General features: G+C 58.4%; 14 protein-coding genes and 1 riboswitch. Of the genes, 8 read left to right on the top strand and 6 right to left on the bottom strand.

The annotated features are described in order from the left end of the window. Window positions 1-131: 131 nt before the first annotated feature. Entirely contained in the window at window positions 132-905 is a 774-nt protein-coding gene (gene zupT / locus AC0TNG_RS05310; RefSeq protein ID WP_024906487.1) for a zinc transporter ZupT, read from the top strand. A 32-nt stretch (window positions 906-937) separates the two neighbouring features. Here zupT and ribB read toward each other — a convergent pair whose 3' ends face one another. Then, a complete protein-coding gene (ribB, locus tag AC0TNG_RS05305; RefSeq protein ID WP_010435670.1) occupies window positions 938-1591 on the bottom strand; it encodes a 3,4-dihydroxy-2-butanone-4-phosphate synthase in 654 nt (217 codons plus the stop codon). A 106-nt stretch (window positions 1592-1697) separates the two neighbouring features. Next, a riboswitch (FMN riboswitch) is annotated at window positions 1698-1848 on the bottom strand. A 119-nt stretch (window positions 1849-1967) separates the two neighbouring features. On the opposite strand from ribB, the gene ubiK reads away from it, so the two are divergent. Continuing rightward, window positions 1968-2264 (top strand): ubiquinone biosynthesis accessory factor UbiK, encoded by a 297-nt coding sequence (ubiK, locus tag AC0TNG_RS05300; protein ID WP_014071796.1) that lies wholly within the window; start codon window positions 1968-1970, stop codon window positions 2262-2264. Between the two features lie 80 nt (window positions 2265-2344). Here the strand turns inward: ubiK and hldE are convergent, their stop codons facing one another. Genes hldE through AC0TNG_RS05285 form a run of 3 tightly spaced genes read right to left on the bottom strand, consistent with a single transcriptional unit; the run spans window position 2345 to window position 7994 of the window. After that, complete coding sequence (hldE, locus tag AC0TNG_RS05295; RefSeq protein WP_003862540.1) at window positions 2345-3775, bottom strand: bifunctional D-glycero-beta-D-manno-heptose-7-phosphate kinase/D-glycero-beta-D-manno-heptose 1-phosphate adenylyltransferase HldE; 1431 nt, start codon at window positions 3773-3775, stop codon at window positions 2345-2347. 40 nt (window positions 3776-3815) lie between these two features. Further along, the gene (glnE, locus tag AC0TNG_RS05290) at window positions 3816-6671 is read right to left on the bottom strand and encodes a bifunctional [glutamate--ammonia ligase]-adenylyl-L-tyrosine phosphorylase/[glutamate--ammonia-ligase] adenylyltransferase (protein ID WP_473713208.1); all 2856 of its coding nucleotides are present in this window, start codon (window positions 6669-6671) and stop codon (window positions 3816-3818) included. Window positions 6672-6692: 21 nt separating this feature from the next. Beyond that, on the bottom strand, window positions 6693-7994 hold the full coding sequence (locus tag AC0TNG_RS05285; protein ID WP_473713209.1) for a CYTH domain-containing protein: 1302 nt from the start codon (window positions 7992-7994) through the stop codon (window positions 6693-6695). 229 nt (window positions 7995-8223) lie between these two features. Here AC0TNG_RS05285 and AC0TNG_RS05280 point away from each other — a divergent pair, with 229 nt between their 5' ends. Together AC0TNG_RS05280 and AC0TNG_RS05275 are read left to right on the top strand one after the other, a co-directional pair. Next, window positions 8224-8844: a TIGR04211 family SH3 domain-containing protein gene (locus AC0TNG_RS05280; RefSeq protein WP_024906484.1), complete on the top strand. Its 621-nt coding sequence runs from the start codon at window positions 8224-8226 to the stop codon at window positions 8842-8844. A gap of 60 nt (window positions 8845-8904) precedes the next feature. Further along, window positions 8905-10146, top strand: a complete 1242-nt coding sequence (locus tag AC0TNG_RS05275) for a multifunctional CCA addition/repair protein (RefSeq protein ID WP_032650479.1) — start codon at window positions 8905-8907, stop codon at window positions 10144-10146. Between the two features lie 10 nt (window positions 10147-10156). On the opposite strand, the gene bacA is transcribed toward AC0TNG_RS05275, so the two are convergent. Together bacA and folB are read right to left on the bottom strand one after the other, a co-directional pair. Next, window positions 10157-10978 (bottom strand): undecaprenyl-diphosphate phosphatase, encoded by an 822-nt coding sequence (bacA, locus tag AC0TNG_RS05270; protein WP_290093947.1) that lies wholly within the window; start codon window positions 10976-10978, stop codon window positions 10157-10159. A 105-nt stretch (window positions 10979-11083) separates the two neighbouring features. Continuing rightward, window positions 11084-11452, bottom strand: coding sequence for a bifunctional dihydroneopterin aldolase/7,8-dihydroneopterin epimerase (gene folB / locus AC0TNG_RS05265; RefSeq protein ID WP_032645073.1), 369 nt, complete (start codon window positions 11450-11452; stop codon window positions 11084-11086). Between the two features lie 107 nt (window positions 11453-11559). On the opposite strand from folB, the gene plsY reads away from it, so the two are divergent. The 4 genes from plsY (at window position 11560) to AC0TNG_RS05245 (ending at window position 14988) form a co-directional block, all read left to right on the top strand. Next, window positions 11560-12180: a glycerol-3-phosphate 1-O-acyltransferase PlsY gene (plsY, locus tag AC0TNG_RS05260; RefSeq protein ID WP_023309216.1), complete on the top strand. Its 621-nt coding sequence runs from the start codon at window positions 11560-11562 to the stop codon at window positions 12178-12180. Window positions 12181-12264: 84 nt separating this feature from the next. Then, complete coding sequence (locus AC0TNG_RS05255; RefSeq protein ID WP_473713210.1) at window positions 12265-13731, top strand: MFS transporter; 1467 nt, start codon at window positions 12265-12267, stop codon at window positions 13729-13731. 116 nt (window positions 13732-13847) lie between these two features. Then, the gene (locus AC0TNG_RS05250) at window positions 13848-14675 is read left to right on the top strand and encodes an urease accessory protein UreD (RefSeq protein WP_473713211.1); all 828 of its coding nucleotides are present in this window, start codon (window positions 13848-13850) and stop codon (window positions 14673-14675) included. A gap of 10 nt (window positions 14676-14685) precedes the next feature. Beyond that, the gene (locus AC0TNG_RS05245; RefSeq protein ID WP_006811999.1) at window positions 14686-14988 is read left to right on the top strand and encodes an urease subunit gamma; all 303 of its coding nucleotides are present in this window, start codon (window positions 14686-14688) and stop codon (window positions 14986-14988) included. Window positions 14989-14995 lie beyond the last annotated feature (7 nt).

Genomic DNA, 14995 nt, shown 5'->3' with positions numbered 1-14995 from the left:
ACGCAGATAAGCGTGAAGATCATCATCAGGAAATTTGAATGTAAGGAATGTGTAAAGCCGGGGTTCGCCCCTCGCTTTGCCAGAAATGAATCATTTATATTAATGAGAATCATTATCAAAAGGAGTTATGCATGTCAGTCCCCTTGATCCTGACCATACTCGCGGGCGCTGCGACCTTTATCGGTGCGATCCTCGGCGTACTTGGTCAAAAGCCCTCTAACCGCGTGCTGGCCTTCTCGCTGGGCTTTGCTGCCGGGATCATGCTGCTCATCTCCCTGATGGAGATGCTGCCTGCCGCGCTGGGCACAGAAGGCATGTCTCCGCTGCTGGGTTACGGCATGTTTGTTTTTGGCCTGCTGGGGTACTTTGCCCTCGACCGGATGCTGCCGCACGCGCATCCGCAGGATTTAATGCAGAAAAACGTAACGCCCATGCCGCGGAATATTAAGCGAACGGCGGTTCTGCTGACGCTGGGCATCAGCCTGCATAATTTCCCGGAAGGGGTCGCCACCTACGTGACGGCCAGCAGCAATCTGGAAATGGGCTTTGGCATCGCACTGGCGGTGGCCTTACACAATATTCCTGAAGGACTGGCCGTCGCCGGACCGGTCTATGCCGCCACGGGCTCGAAACGCACCGCAGTGTTCTGGGCAGGTATTTCCGGGATGGCCGAAATCCTTGGCGGCGTGCTGGCCTGGCTGATCCTTGGTAGCCTGGTCTCTCCGGTAGTGATGGCGGCGATTATGGCAGCGGTAGCCGGGATCATGGTTGCACTTTCGGTGGATGAACTGATGCCGCTGGCGAAGGAGATAGATCCTAACAACAACCCCAGCTATGGCGTGCTGTGCGGAATGTCGGTGATGGGATTAAGCCTGGTTCTGCTGCAGACCGCAGGAATCGGGTAAAAAAACGCCGGGATATCCCGGCGTTTTTATTATCAGCTGGCTTTGCGCTCGTGCGCCTGGCGATACTCCACCAGATCTTCAATCGTGACCACCGGCATGTTGTGCAGACGCGCAAAGGTGATGCACTCCGGCGCGCGCGCCATAGTGCCGTCATCGTTGGTCAGTTCACACAGCACACCCGCAGGTTTGAAGCCCGCCAGCGTCACCAGGTCGATGGTCGCTTCGGTGTGACCGCCGCGGGTCAGGACGCCGCCCGCCTGCGCGCGCAGTGGGAAGACGTGGCCTGGACGATGCAGATCGGATGGCTTCGCACCGTCAGCAATCGCGGCACGTACGGTGGTCAGACGGTCAGCCGCAGACACACCGGTGGTCACGCCATGCGCCGCTTCAATAGTCACGGTAAAACCGGTACCAAAGGCGCTGGTGTTGTTTTCGACCATCATCGGCAGCTCGAGCTGCTTACGACGATCTTCGGTAATACACAGGCATACGATGCCGCTGCCGTGACGGATGGTCAGCGCCATCTGTTCAACGGTCATGTTTTCGGCGGCGAAAATCATGTCGCCTTCGTTTTCACGGTTTTCATCGTCAAGCACCATCACACCGCGGCCTTCGCGCAGTGCATCCAGTGCATGTTCAACACGTTGAGTTGAAGTGCCAAAAGAGGAAAGTAGCGTCTGATTCATGGTAAAAAAACCTCATTAACATTATGGTTACCAGAATCAGGGCAGTCTTAGGAGCGCCGTATAAGCGGCAAAAAGATAACGTGAGCGGGCCCATGCCCGACTGGATCGTTACTCTCTCCCATCCGGACTCTAACCGTCGGCCCCGGAATTACACCGGATCTGCTGACCTTTGAGTTTTCACCCAAAGCGCTCGCGGGCTTTCAGCGTCACGCTGATTTACCGCCGGTGGGGAATTTCGCCCCGCCCTGAGAATAAGCGAGATAACTATAACGCTATTGATTATCCTGGGCAATGCATAAGCATCAAACAATTTTGTTTACCCCGGGCATGACGCGCTACAATGGACACTAACACCTTTCCATCAAGGGAAACGACAATGATTGACCCGAAGAAAATTGAGCAGATCGCGCGTCAGGTTCATGAATCCATGCCAAAAGGCATTCGTGAATTTGGTGATGACGTTGAGAAGAAAATCCGCCAGACGCTGCAGGCGCAGTTGGTTCGCCTTGATTTAGTCAGCCGCGAAGAGTTTGACGTGCAGACCCAGGTTCTGCTGCGCACCCGCGAGAAGCTGGCGCTGCTGGAACAGCGTCTGACCGAGCTGGAAAACCGCAATGCGCCGGAAGAAGTGAAGCCAGCACCGGCCATTCCACCGGTGGATGACCAGGAGTAAGTGCGGCCTGATGCCCTCACCCCAGCCCTCTCCCACAGGGAGAGGGTGAAAAAATAAACGGGCCAGCTGGCCCGTTTTTTTTACTGACTGTCTTTCTGGATCTTCTTGATGATGTTGGTGGTGGAACACCCGTCCTCAAAGTTGAGCACCATCACTTCACCGCCATTGGCCCAGACCTCTTCGCTGCCCGCGATTTGCTCCGGCTTGTAATCACCGCCTTTTACCAGCAGATCCGGCAGAATACCGGCAATCAGACGCTGCGGTGTGTCTTCTTCAAACGACACTACCCAGTCCACGGCTTCCAGCGCGCCGAGTACGATCATCCGCTGCTCAAGTGGGTTCACCGGACGCGTTTCACCCTTCAGGCGTTTCGTCGACGCATCGCTGTTCACAGCCACAATCAGGCGATCGCCCAGCTTGCGCGCATTCGCCAGATAGGAGACGTGACCCGCGTGCAGAATGTCAAACACGCCGTTGGTCATCACCACTTTCTCACCGCGCTTGCGCGCGGCGGCGACGGCCACTTTAAGCTCGTCTTCGGTCATCACACCGAAACCGGTGTCCGCACGGCCGCGCACCGCGTTTTCCAGCTCGATTGGGGAAACGGTTGAGGTGCCGAGCTTACCGACGACTACACCCGCCGCGGCGTTAGCGAAGTAGCACGCCTCTTCCAGGGAGTTTCCTGCGGCCAGCGTCGCCGCCAGCACGCCGATCACCGTATCACCGGCACCGGTCACGTCGTACACTTCCTGCGCCTGGGTTGGCATATGCAGCGGCGCCTTGCCCGGCTGCAGCAGCGTCATCCCCTGCTCGGAGCGGGTCACCAGCAGCGCGGACAGCTCAAAGTCAGCAATGATCTTCATGCCGCGCTCAACCAGCTCTTCCTCGGTTTTGCACTTGCCCGCCACCGCCTCAAACTCGGAGAGGTTTGGCGTCAGCAGCGTCGCGCCGCGATAGCGCTCAAAGTCGGTGCCTTTCGGGTCGATCAGCACCGGTACGCTGGCCTTACGCGCCAGCTGGATCATCGTCTGCACGCTCGCCAGCGCGCCTTTCGCGTAGTCGGACAGCACCAGCGCGCCGATATTGCCCAGCGCCTGGTTAATGCGCTCGTGCAGCGGCTCGGGATCAACGCCTTCGAACCCTTCTTCAAAGTCGAGGCGGATCAGCTGCTGGTTGCGAGACAGCACGCGCAGCTTGGTGATGGTCGGGTGGGTCGGAACCGAAACGAAGTCGCACTTCACGTTCACGTCCGCCAGCGACTTACTCAGCGCGCGCGCCGCATCGTCGATGCCGGTCAAGCCCACCAGACGCGAGTGCGCGCCCAGAGAGGCAATGTTCATCGCCACGTTTGCCGCGCCGCCGGGACGCTCTTCAATGGTGTCGACCTTTACCACCGGTACCGGTGCTTCCGGAGAGATGCGGCTGGTCGGTCCATACCAGTAGCGATCCAGCATCACATCCCCAACAACCATTACCCCAGCACGTTCAAACTCTGGCAGTGTTACTTTCATTCCTGACTCCAGAAAGATTCACAATTTGCGCGCGATAATATCACACTTGATTTGTTACGCACGGTTCCACCAGCCACTTCTGCCAGCTGGCCGTTACCTGAGCGCGTTCAGCAGTGAAACAGTCCAGCGCCACGTGCCCCGGTTCCTCCTGCAGCGCCAGGTGATGAAGCTCGTCGCGCAGCGTCGTGTAGGCGCGGGTTAAGGCCTGCGCCTCCTGTTCGTCCATGATGTCGTTTTGCGCCAGCAGTTCCAGAATGCGCACGTTATCAGACCAGCGGGTCAGCTTCGGCTTGTCGTGGGCGTGGAGCAGCACCAGATACTGGGTAATGAACTCAATATCGGTGATCCCGCCCTCGTCGGCTTTGATATCAAAACGATCGCGGTGTTTATTGCCGAGATGCGCGCGCATTTTCTCGCGCATCTCGCGCACTTCGGTCTGCAGCGTACTGCCCTCGCGTGAGGTGGTCATGACGTCCTTACGAATAGCATCGAACTGCGTTTTGAGCTGCGGATCGCCATACACCACGCGGGCGCGCACCAGCGCCTGATGCTCCCATGTCCAGGCTTCATTCTTCTGGTAATCGGCGAAGGATTCCGTTGAGGTCACCAGCATGCCCGCCGCGCCGGACGGACGCAGGCGCGCATCGACTTCATACAAAATGCCCGACGAGGTGCGGGTGCTGAACAGGTGCATGATGCGCTGCGCGAGGCGCAGGTAGAACTGACGCCCGTCAATCTCGCGCTCGCCGTCGGTCATCACGTCAACCGGGCAGTCGTGCAGGAAGATTAAATCCAGATCGGAGCTGTATCCCAGCTCCCAGCCGCCAAGCTTGCCGTAACCGACCACGGCAAACCCTCGCCCCTCACGGTCAGCAAGGTGCTTCGGCTGGCCGTAGCGGGCCACCATCTGCACCCACGCCTGCTGCACTACCGCGTCGATGATCGCCTCCGCGAGCCAGGTTAAGTGATCGCTCACTTTCATCACCGGCAGCGTTCCGGCGATGTCCGCCGCCGCCACGCGCAGCATCTGGGCCTGCTTAAACTGGCGCAGCGCCTCCAGCTGCTGCTCTTCGTCTTCTTCCGGCACGCGCAGCAGATACTGACGCAGCTCGTCCCGGTAGGCATCCGTCGCCGTGGGTTGATACAGGGTGTTCGGGTCGAGCAGTTCATCCAGCAGAAGCGGATAGCGCGCCAGCTTGTTGGCCACCATCGGCGAGGCGGCGCAGAGCGTAATCAGATGCTTCAGCGCCCCCGGAAACTCGCTCAAAAGCTCAAGGTACGTGGTACGCGTGATGATCCCGCTCAGCAACGGCATCATGCGCGACAGCGGCACCGGCGCATCCGCCCGCGAGCAGACCTCGCTCAGCAGGTGCGGCATCAGGTGATCCAGCACCTGACGGCCGCGCGGGCCGATGGCGCGTTTGTTCAGCTCAAGACGGAAATCGGCGATCAGCGCCACCACGCGATGGCGCGCGTCGTCGGTTAAGTGCGTCAGCACCGGCGTGGTGTCATCTTCCTGGAGCGCATCCTGCCACAGCTCGCGCCAGTGCTCGGAGAGCGCATCGTCCTGCGATTCGCTTTCGTCATCACCGATCAGTTCGTTAAAGATGCGGCGCACGCCTGCCATATGGGCATCGAGCCGTTCGGTCAGCATTGACCAGTCGTCCACGCGCATCCCCCAGGCCAGACGCGCCCGGTTAAGGTCATCCCCCGGCAGGGTCTGGGTCTGTTCGTCGTTGATGCTTTGCAGCAGGTTTTCCAGACGACGCAGGAACAGATAGGCCTCGCGCAGGGTTTGCGCGTCGCCGTCCGGCAGCAGGTGCAGCTGCTCGATGGCGCTCAGCGTCGGCAGCAGTGAACGGGACTGTAACGACGGCTCACGCCCGCCGCGAATCAGCTGGAAGACCTGGACGATAAATTCGATTTCGCGAATGCCGCCCGCGCCAAGCTTGATGTTGTCCTTCAGCCCACGACGGCGAACCTCACGGGCGATCATCCCTTTCATATTGCGCAGGGACTGGATGACGCTGAAGTCGATATAGCGACGGAACACGAACGGGCGCAGCATGGCGCGCAGCTCGTTGGCGTAGGCGTCGTCGCTGTCGCCCATGATCCGCGCTTTAACCATCGCATAACGCTCCCAGTCGCGCCCCTGCTCCTGGTAATAATCTTCCAGCGCGGCAAAGCTCAGCACCAGCGGGCCGCTGTCGCCAAACGGACGCAGGCGCATGTCCACACGGTAAACAAAACCGTCCTGCGTGGGCTGATCCAGCGCCTTAATCAGACGCTGACCGAGACGGGTAAAGAACTGGGCGTTGTCCAGCTCGCGACGGCCGCCGCGCGTGGAGCCGTTCTCAGGCCAGGCAAAAATCAGGTCGATATCGGAGGAGAAGTTCAGCTCGCAGCCGCCCAGCTTGCCCATCCCCAGAATCAACAGCGGCTGAGGAACCCCTTCCTCGCTGCACGGCGTGCCCCACTCTTTACAGCAGGCGGCGTAGAGCCAGTCGCGCGCGGCGACAATCAGCGTTTGCGCCAGCTCGCTTAGCTGCTGCAGCGTACTCTCTTCGCTCACCAGCTCCAGCGCCTGAGCCCAGGCAATGCGCACCATCACCCGACGGCGGAACTGACGCAGGACGCGCATCAGCGTCGTCTCATCCGCTACGTCTTCGAGTGCGGCATGCAGCCAGCCGGCATAGTGCCGCCACTCGTCCGCCTGCGGCGGTGCGTTCTCAAGCTCCATCAGCCAGTCCGGGTAGGCGGTGATGCTTTCCTGCACAAAATCACTGAAGGCGAGCACGCTTTTCGCCTGCTCGCTTAACGATGACGCCGGTAATGACTCAGGCAGACGTTCGCACACGGTCTGCCACTGCTGCTGTAACGGTGAAGAAAGCGGCATTTTAGGGGTTCCTTGCCAGAGTTAACGTTTTCCGCTGTGCAGCCAGAACGGCTCCTGCGAAATGGCCTCGTTACGGAAATGCTCAATCTCAATATGCTGGCGGGTTTCGATGGCATGCTTCAGCCCCTGCCAGTTTTCCAGCCACGCCTGCGCCTGTGGCCCGTCGTAGGCACCGGAAAGGAGCAGCATGCTGTCGATGTTGCGCGACAGACGGGGAAGCTGATCGCCATACTTATCGCCGAGCGGATAGGCAAAGGTGCTCTTCAGTTCAGCGGCATGACGGGAAAGATGAATATCCGCGAAACGCTTAAAGTTTTCCGCGATTTTGGCCTCTGCTTTCGCATCCAGGAAGGCGCGCCAGCCGCGCGTCACCAGAAACTCGGTCAGCGCCAGTTTTGCCGTGGCGGTTTGCGGGCTGTAGATCGCCGTTTGCGCCGAGACATCGGAGAGCATCAGCGTTTCGGTCTGCGTCAGCAGGTCACGTAAGTGAGCGCTCGCTTTGCGAGGAACAATACCGCCGAACAGCGCAAGGGTATGGCGCACCAGAGCAATCGCCGCCAGCACGTGGGATTTGGCGTTTTTCACATTCCGCACCCACAGCTCTTCATGATATTGCCACTGAGAAAGCGCCAGCTCCAGCGCGGCTTCCAGACCCTGTTCAACGCTGGCTTTCGGCGCAACGTGCAAAATGGTCGTCTCTTTCAGCACGCGCGGCGCATTTCCGGCGGCCAGATGGTAACCTCGCGCGGCTTTACTCAGGCTTCCCTGACGTAATCCGGACTGGCTCACCAGCCTGCGCGCCAGCTTCAGCACGTCATTGGCGTCCCCTTCCAGCAGCTCAAGCTCCAGTTCGCAAATCGGTTCCTGGAACTCACCCGCCTTCACGTCCCCCAGATCGAGGGCAATTTCGATGCGGCTTTTACCTTCCGTCACCAGCCATTTTTCGCGCCAGAAATCGGTGCTGAACAGCGGCTGCACCTGTTCCGCCAGCGTGGAAGGCAGCTCGCCTTCCGGCCAGACTTCCGCCGGAAAACGTTCCAGCTCAAGTTCTGGCTTGCTGATGTCGATATTGTATTCCGGGCGCTGATGCAAGCCGCCGACCACGTGGCCGGCAATTTTCATCGTCATCTCGTAGCGCCCGCCCGCGCCGCGGATACGCAGCCCCATATCGTGGCGGCGCAGCCAGTTGTCTGGCGTTTCGTAATAGATATTAAGCAGCTGTACCGGTGCATGGTGTTCGCCGGAAAGCGTATGCAGATGCTGGCGGAGTGCGTCAACGCTGTCTTTTTCGACGATAAACTTTAATTCGATTTCTTGTGCCATAGCCTTGTACTTTTGCGTGCGTCACAGACGCGTCAATGAGGGCGAACTTCCTCGCCATTTGTTTGTCAGTACATAGTATTTTGCGCCAAATTGCCATGCAATGAGCAATTTGTCGGGCGTAAATGTGTAGAGTCGTGACACAGATGATTCTGATTGCTGACGAATGCTTTGCGTAGAGACACTGTTGCCACTACTATCGTTCCACTATTTATGAAAATAACGACTAATGATGCTTAAATTACGCCTGATTGGACTTACTTTACTCGCTTTTAGCGCCGCAACCGCCGTGCACGCTGAAGAAAAGCGTTACGTTTCTGACGAACTGAACACCTGGGTACGCAGTGGCCCCGGAGATAATTATCGCCTCGTGGGCACGGTAAATGCCGGCGAGGAAGTCACCCTGTTACAAACCAATGCGGACACCAACTACGGTCAGGTTCGCGACAGTACCGGTCGTACTTCCTGGATCCCGCTGAAAGAGTTGAGCACCGTGCCAAGCCTGCGCACGCGCGTGCCGGATCTGGAAAACCAGGTGAAGACCCTGACCGACAAGCTGAACAACATCGACGGCACCTGGAACCAGCGCACCGCTGAAATGCAGCAGAAAGTGGCGCAAAGCGACGGTGTGATTAACGGCCTGAAAGAAGAGAACCAGAAACTGAAAAACGAGCTGATTGTCGCGCAGAAGAAAGTGAATGCCGCCAACCTGCAGCTCGACGACAAACAGCGCACCATTATCATGCAGTGGTTTATGTATGGCGGTGGCGTGCTGGGCGTGGGTCTGGTACTGGGTCTGGTCCTGCCGCATCTGATCCCAAGCCGTAAGCGTAAAGACCGCTGGATGAACTAATTCGTCTTCTCTGCCAGACTTACGTATCATTCTGGAAAAGAGAAAACGGGAGAGTTGGGCGTGAAGAGTTATCTGGTCGGTGGTGCGGTACGTGATGCGTTGTTAGGTCTGCCGGTCAAAGATAAAGACTGGGTGGTGGTTGGCGCCACCCCTGAAGAGATGCTCGACGCGGGCTACCAGCAGGTAGGCCGCGATTTTCCCGTGTTCCTGCACCCGAAAAGCCGTGAAGAGTATGCCCTGGCGCGTACCGAGCGGAAATCGGGCTCGGGCTATACGGGCTTCACCTGCTATGCCGCGCCGGACGTGACGCTGGAGCAAGATCTCCTGCGCCGCGATCTCACCATCAACGCGCTGGCGCAGGACGAGCACGGGCAGATCGTTGACGCCTATGGCGGTCAGGACGATCTGCGCAACCGTCTTTTACGTCACGTCTCCCCGGCGTTTTCTGAAGATCCGCTCCGCGTGCTGCGCGTGGCGCGCTTTGCCGCGCGTTACGCCCATCTCAGTTTCCGTATTGCAGATGAGACAATGGCGCTGATGACCGCCATGACCGAGGCGGGCGAGCTGGAACACCTGACGCCAGAGCGCGTCTGGAAAGAGACGGAAAATGCACTCACCACGCGCAACCCGCAGGTCTTTTTCCAGGTCCTGCGCGACTGCGGCGCGCTGAAGGTGCTGTTCCCGGAAATAGACGCGCTGTTTGGCGTACCTGCCCCGGCAAAATGGCACCCGGAAATTGATACCGGCGTACATACGCTGATGACCCTGAGCATGGCGGCCATGCTCAGCCCTGACGTGGACGTGCGCTTTTCCACCCTGTGCCACGATCTCGGCAAAGGCTTAACGCCAAAAGAATTCTGGCCTCGCCACCACGGACACGGTCCGGCAGGGGTGAAGCTGGTCGAGGGGCTGTGCCAGCGTCTGCGCGTGCCGAACGAGATCCGCGATCTGGCGAAACTGGTGGCCGAATTCCACGATCTGATCCACACCTTCCCCATCCTGAAACCGGCCACCATCGTTAAGCTTTTCGATAATATCGACGCCTGGCGCAAACCCCAGCGCGTAGAGCAAATCGCGCTGACCAGCGAAGCTGACGTGCGCGGGCGTACCGGGTTTGAAGCGTGCGATTACCCGCAGGGACGTTTACTGCGTAAAGCCTGGGAGGTAGCGAAAGCGGTGCCCACGAAGGACGTTGTCGAGGCGGGATTCAAAGGACCGGAAATTCGTGAAGAACTCACGAAACGGCGAATTCAGGCGGTGTCTGACTGGAAAGAAAAGCATTGCCCTCAGCCAAAAGACTGAGGGCCATCGGTCAGAAGAAGACCACGTACACCGCAGCCGCGACGATAAAGCGATAGATCGCGAACGGAATAAACGAGATACGCTTAATCAACTGCAGGAAGGTTTTGATGGCAATCAGCGCCACGATAAACGCGGTGATGAAGCCAACGGCGAACATCGGAATGTCGCCAGCCGTCAGGAAGTGATAGCTCTTATAGACGTCGAGTACGGTGGCGCCCATCATCATCGGCACCGCCAGCAGGAACGAGAACTCTGACGCGGCGTAACGGCTTACGCCCATCAGCATCCCGCCGGAGATGGTAGCGCCTGAACGCGAGAAGCCCGGCCACAGCGCCAGACACTGGAAGCAGCCAATGATAAACGCCTGACGATACGTCATATCGTCCAGACCTTCCGCGCGCGGCGTTTTTGGCTTCAGCACTTCCGCAGCGATCAGCAGGAAGCCGCCCACCACCAGCGCGTACATCACGTTAATCGGGTTAAACAGCGATTTGATAGCGTCGTGGAAAACCAGGCCCAGCACCACCGCCGGGACCATCCCGAGCAGAATATGGACCAGCGACAGGCGACCTTTACTCATCCCTTCGTGCTGCGGCGGACGGCCAAAATGGATACCAATCAGACCAAACAGACGGCGCCAGAACATCACCACCACCGCCAGAATCGAACCCAGTTGGATCACCACTTCAAACGTTTTTGCGGTATCCCCTTCAAAGCCCAGCAGATGGCCAACGATAATCATATGGCCCGTACTGGACACCGGCAAAAATTCCGTCAATCCTTCGACCACACCCAGTATTGCCGCCACCAGCAGCGAGTGCATATCGCTCATCTATAAACCCCTAAAAAGATATAAAAAAACGGTGTCCCACACGGACAACCGATAAGATACAGTCTTGAGACCGGTATAACCTAAATTGGTTTAGCAATTATGACGTTAATTCTTGCCTTTCAGATTTGTGCCACGCTCAATGATGACGCCAACGTTGGCGGCGCGCGCCACCGCGCCCGGTTTGCTCAGCTTGATGCGCACCCACGGTGAGTTGAATTTTTTCAGCAGCAATTCTGCGACTTCTTCAGCCACCCGTTCGACCAGCGCAAAACGTTGCCCTTCCACATGGTTGATGACCGTTTCACTGATGTCGGCATAGCTCAGACAGTCGTTCACGTCATCGCTTTTTGCCGATTTGCGGTTATCCCAGCCCATTTCGATATCGAACACCAGTTTCTGCTCGATGGTCTGTTCCCAGTCGTAAACACCAATAGTGGTGATTACCGAAAGTTGCTCTATAAATACAATATCCATCACGACCTGCCTGCTTTTTGGCTAAACCGGATACCACTTCCGGCGAATTATGCGTATTATCCACAGATGCTGAGAATACAGATACATTTTCAAAACGGAACAGCGTTATGAGTGCAATCGCGCCTGGAATGATCCTCCTCGCCTATCTTTGCGGCTCAATCTCCAGCGCCATTCTGGTCTGCCGCATTGCCGGGTTACCTGACCCGCGTGAAAATGGTTCCGGGAATCCGGGGGCGACCAACGTACTACGAATTGGCGGCAAGGGAGCAGCCGTAGCGGTTTTGATTTTTGATGTTCTGAAAGGGATGCTACCCGTCTGGGGCGCGTATGCGCTGGGCGTCACGCCGTTCTGGCTGGGGCTCATTGCTATTGCTGCCTGCGTCGGCCACATCTGGCCCGTATTCTTCGGCTTTAAAGGCGGCAAAGGTGTGGCGACCGCCTTTGGTGCCATTGCCCCCATCGGCTGGGACCTGACCGGCGTGATGGCCGGGACCTGGCTTCTGACCATTCTGCTGAGCGGCTATTCGTCGCTGGGCGCTATCGTCAGCGCGCTGATCGCCCCGTTCTACGTCTGGTGGTTCAAACCCCAGTTCACCTTCCCGGTGTCGATGCTCTCCTGTCTTATCCTGCTGCGTCATCACGACAATATCCAGCGCCTGTGGCGTCGTCAGGAGACCAAAATCTGGACGAAGCTCAAGAGAAAGAAAAAAGACGCTCCGAAGGGTTAGTTATGCCTTATAGCCAAATGTGATTTTGGTCACCTTCTGCCTGTGGTAACTGTTAGGGACACAACACAACCGCATAAGAAGAAAATGGCTGAAATCACAGAATCTACTCCCCTTTCAACGGCAGGTATTCCCCCTGATGGCGACATCCAGTGGGTGCGCAGTGCATCGGATGTATCACGCCTCGTTAATGACGGTTCTCAGGGCCGGGCAAACGCCCGTATCGTAGTCGGTATCGCGCTGGGCGGCATTTTCCTCGATGCCTACGATCTGGGCGCGCTGGCATTCGGCATTAAAGACATCACCCGCGAATTTAACCTGACGCCCACCGGTACCGGCATGGTGGCCTCGGCGATTACCTTTGGCGCCATTGTCGGGGCGCTGCTTGGCGGCTATCTCACGGATAAAATCGGGCGCTACCGCGTTTTTATGGCTGATATGGTGTTCTTCGTGGTGGCCGCTATCGCCTGTGCACTGGCTCCGAACGAATATGTGCTCGTGGGCGCCCGCTTTGTGATGGGGCTCGGGGTCGGGATCGATCTTCCCGTGGCGATGGCGTTTTTAAGCGAGTTCGCCAGGCTGAAAGGGCCCGGCAATAAGGCCTCCAGCGTCGCGATGTGGTGCCCCACCTGGTATGCCGCCATCAGTATCTCCTACCTGCTGGTGCTTTTCTTCTACGCCGTGCTGCCGGAAAGCCACAGCGACTGGCTGTGGCGTTTGATTCTCGGCTTTGGCGCGGTGCCCGCGCTGGTGATTATCGCCATACGCAGCCGCTACATGAGCGAATCGCCGGTCTGGGCGGCGAATCAGGGCAACCTGAAAGAGGCGGCGTCCATTTTACGCCAGTCGTATAACATCAATGCCCACGTGCCGCAGGACGCGCTCAGCCAGCCCGCACCTGTCGTGAATAAAGCGAAATGGTCAAACTATCTGAACCTGTTCCGCGGCATCTACTTACGCCGCACGACGCTCGCCACGCTGCTGTCCGTCGTCTCCTCGTTTGCCTATAACGCCGTGGCGTTTGGCCTGCCGGTGATCATCTCCAGCTTCTTTGTCCAGTCGATGCTGACCACCATTCTCATTTCTCTGGCGCTTAACCTGCTGTTTGCCTTCGTTGGCGGACTGCTGGCGGTACGCTACGTACCGCGCTTCGGTGCCTGGCGGATGTCGCTTGCGGGTTATGCCTGCCAGCTGGTCGCGCTGCTGGGACTGGCGCTGATTGGCCGCCCTGAAGGCGCCTCTGAAGGGGTGCTCGCCGTCGCGATGCTGGCGCTATTCCTGTTCGGTCAGGGCTTTGGCCCGGGCGCGCATACCATGACGTTCGCCTCGCTGAGCTACCCGACCTCGCTGCGCGGCGTGGGTGTGGGTCTCAACCAGACGCTGATGCGCAGCAGCTCGACGCTGTCGCTGTTCCTGTTCCCGCTGCTGGTCGCCTCGCTGGATACCGCCGTGTTCTGGGTGATTGCGCTGGCACCGTTTATCGGCCTGGCATCGCTGCTGGCAATCCGCTGGGAGCCGTCGGGGTATGATGTGGATGCGGAGGATTACCGCTAGTCCCGCAAACCGGCTCACAAGAGCCGGTTTTTTATCCATAAGCGACTCATATGACAGCCTTCATTTCCGCCAGGGCATACTGAAACATATCCCGATGGTGTGGAAATGGATGCAGCATGTTAGCAGCTCAGGTCACTGATAATTCGTACAAAGGCTGGCAGGCATCGCTTGCCCTGCAGTTTTGTCACACCCCTGAGAAAACCCTCCTGCACTCCGCCCACCACGTCGGGCCGCTCACCGTTCAACGTCCGTTTTACCCCGAAGGGGAAACCTGCCACCTTTATCTGCTGCACCCGCCAGGCGGGGTTGTGGGCGGCGATACGCTGGATATCACCGTGCGTCTGGACGCCAAAAGCCATGCGCTTATCACCATGCCCGGCGCCAGCAAGTTCTATCGCAGCAGCGGCCCACAGGCTCGCCTGAATCAGCATTTTTATCTCGAGGAAGATTCCACCCTGGAGTGGCTGCCGCAGGACACGATTATTTTTCCCGGCGCGAATGCCGCGCTGCGCTCCGTTTTCCACCTGAAGGCCTCCAGCACGCTGCTGACGTGGGAGCTGTACTGCCTGGGCCGCCCGGTGATAAACGAAACCTTCAGCCACGGCACGCTGGAGAGCCGTCTTGAGGTGTGGGTAGATGACGAGCCGCGCCTGATTGAGCGTCAGCACCTTAGCGACGGCGATCTCACGCCCGTCGCCGGGCATCCGTGGCTCGGCACGCTGCTGTTCTACCCTGCCCAGGAAGAACATCTCGAGGCGGTGCGTGAACGCCTCGCACCGCTGGAAAATTATGCAGGTGCAACGCTCACCGATGACCTGCTGTCGGTGCGTTTTCTCTCCCACGACAACCTGATTTGCCAGCGGGTGATGCGCGATATCTGGCAGTCGCTTCGCCCGCTTCTCACCACCAAAACCGCCTGTTCGCCGCGTATCTGGCAGACATAAGAGAAACGTTATGGAACTGACCCCCAGAGAAAAAGACAAGCTGTTGCTGTTCACCGCCGCGCTGGTTGCCGAACGCCGCCTTGCGCGCGGGGTAAAGCTCAATTACCCGGAATCAGTCGCGCTGATCAGCGCCTTCATCATGGAAGGCGCGCGCGATGGCGAAACCGTCGCCTCGCTGATGGAGGCAGGCCGCCACGTCCTGAGGCGCGACCAGGTGATGGAGGGCGTGCCGGAGATGATCCCGGATATTCAGGTCGAAGCCACCTTCCCGGACGGATCGAAGCTCGTCACCGTCCATAACCCGATCGTCTAAGGAGCAC

This window comes from Enterobacter sp. PL_is514 (assembly GCF_055816715.1).
Note: the sequence above shows the minus strand (reverse complement) of the source record. Positions and strands in the feature narration are given on the sequence as shown.

Bases quoted from the DNA above. Each gene is read 5' to 3' on its own strand.
- AC0TNG_RS05250 (WP_473713211.1), top strand. From the start codon at position 13,848: ATGTTAGCAGCTCAGGTCACTGATAATTCGTACAAAGGCTGGCAGGCA.
- AC0TNG_RS05280 (WP_024906484.1), top strand. From the start codon at position 8,224: ATGCTTAAATTACGCCTGATTGGACTTACTTTACTCGCTTTTAGCGCC.
- hldE (WP_003862540.1), bottom strand. From the start codon at position 3,775: ATGAAAGTAACACTGCCAGAGTTTGAACGTGCTGGGGTAATGGTTGTT.
- glnE (WP_473713208.1), bottom strand. From the start codon at position 6,671: ATGCCGCTTTCTTCACCGTTACAGCAGCAGTGGCAGACCGTGTGCGAA.
- AC0TNG_RS05285 (WP_473713209.1), bottom strand. From the start codon at position 7,994: ATGGCACAAGAAATCGAATTAAAGTTTATCGTCGAAAAAGACAGCGTT.
- bacA (WP_290093947.1), bottom strand. From the start codon at position 10,978: ATGAGCGATATGCACTCGCTGCTGGTGGCGGCAATACTGGGTGTGGTC.
- folB (WP_032645073.1), bottom strand. From the start codon at position 11,452: ATGGATATTGTATTTATAGAGCAACTTTCGGTAATCACCACTATTGGT.
- plsY (WP_023309216.1), top strand. From the start codon at position 11,560: ATGAGTGCAATCGCGCCTGGAATGATCCTCCTCGCCTATCTTTGCGGC.
- AC0TNG_RS05255 (WP_473713210.1), top strand. From the start codon at position 12,265: ATGGCTGAAATCACAGAATCTACTCCCCTTTCAACGGCAGGTATTCCC.
- ubiK (WP_014071796.1), top strand. From the start codon at position 1,968: ATGATTGACCCGAAGAAAATTGAGCAGATCGCGCGTCAGGTTCATGAA.
- zupT (WP_024906487.1), top strand. From the start codon at position 132: ATGTCAGTCCCCTTGATCCTGACCATACTCGCGGGCGCTGCGACCTTT.
- ribB (WP_010435670.1), bottom strand. From the start codon at position 1,591: ATGAATCAGACGCTACTTTCCTCTTTTGGCACTTCAACTCAACGTGTT.
- AC0TNG_RS05245 (WP_006811999.1), top strand. From the start codon at position 14,686: ATGGAACTGACCCCCAGAGAAAAAGACAAGCTGTTGCTGTTCACCGCC.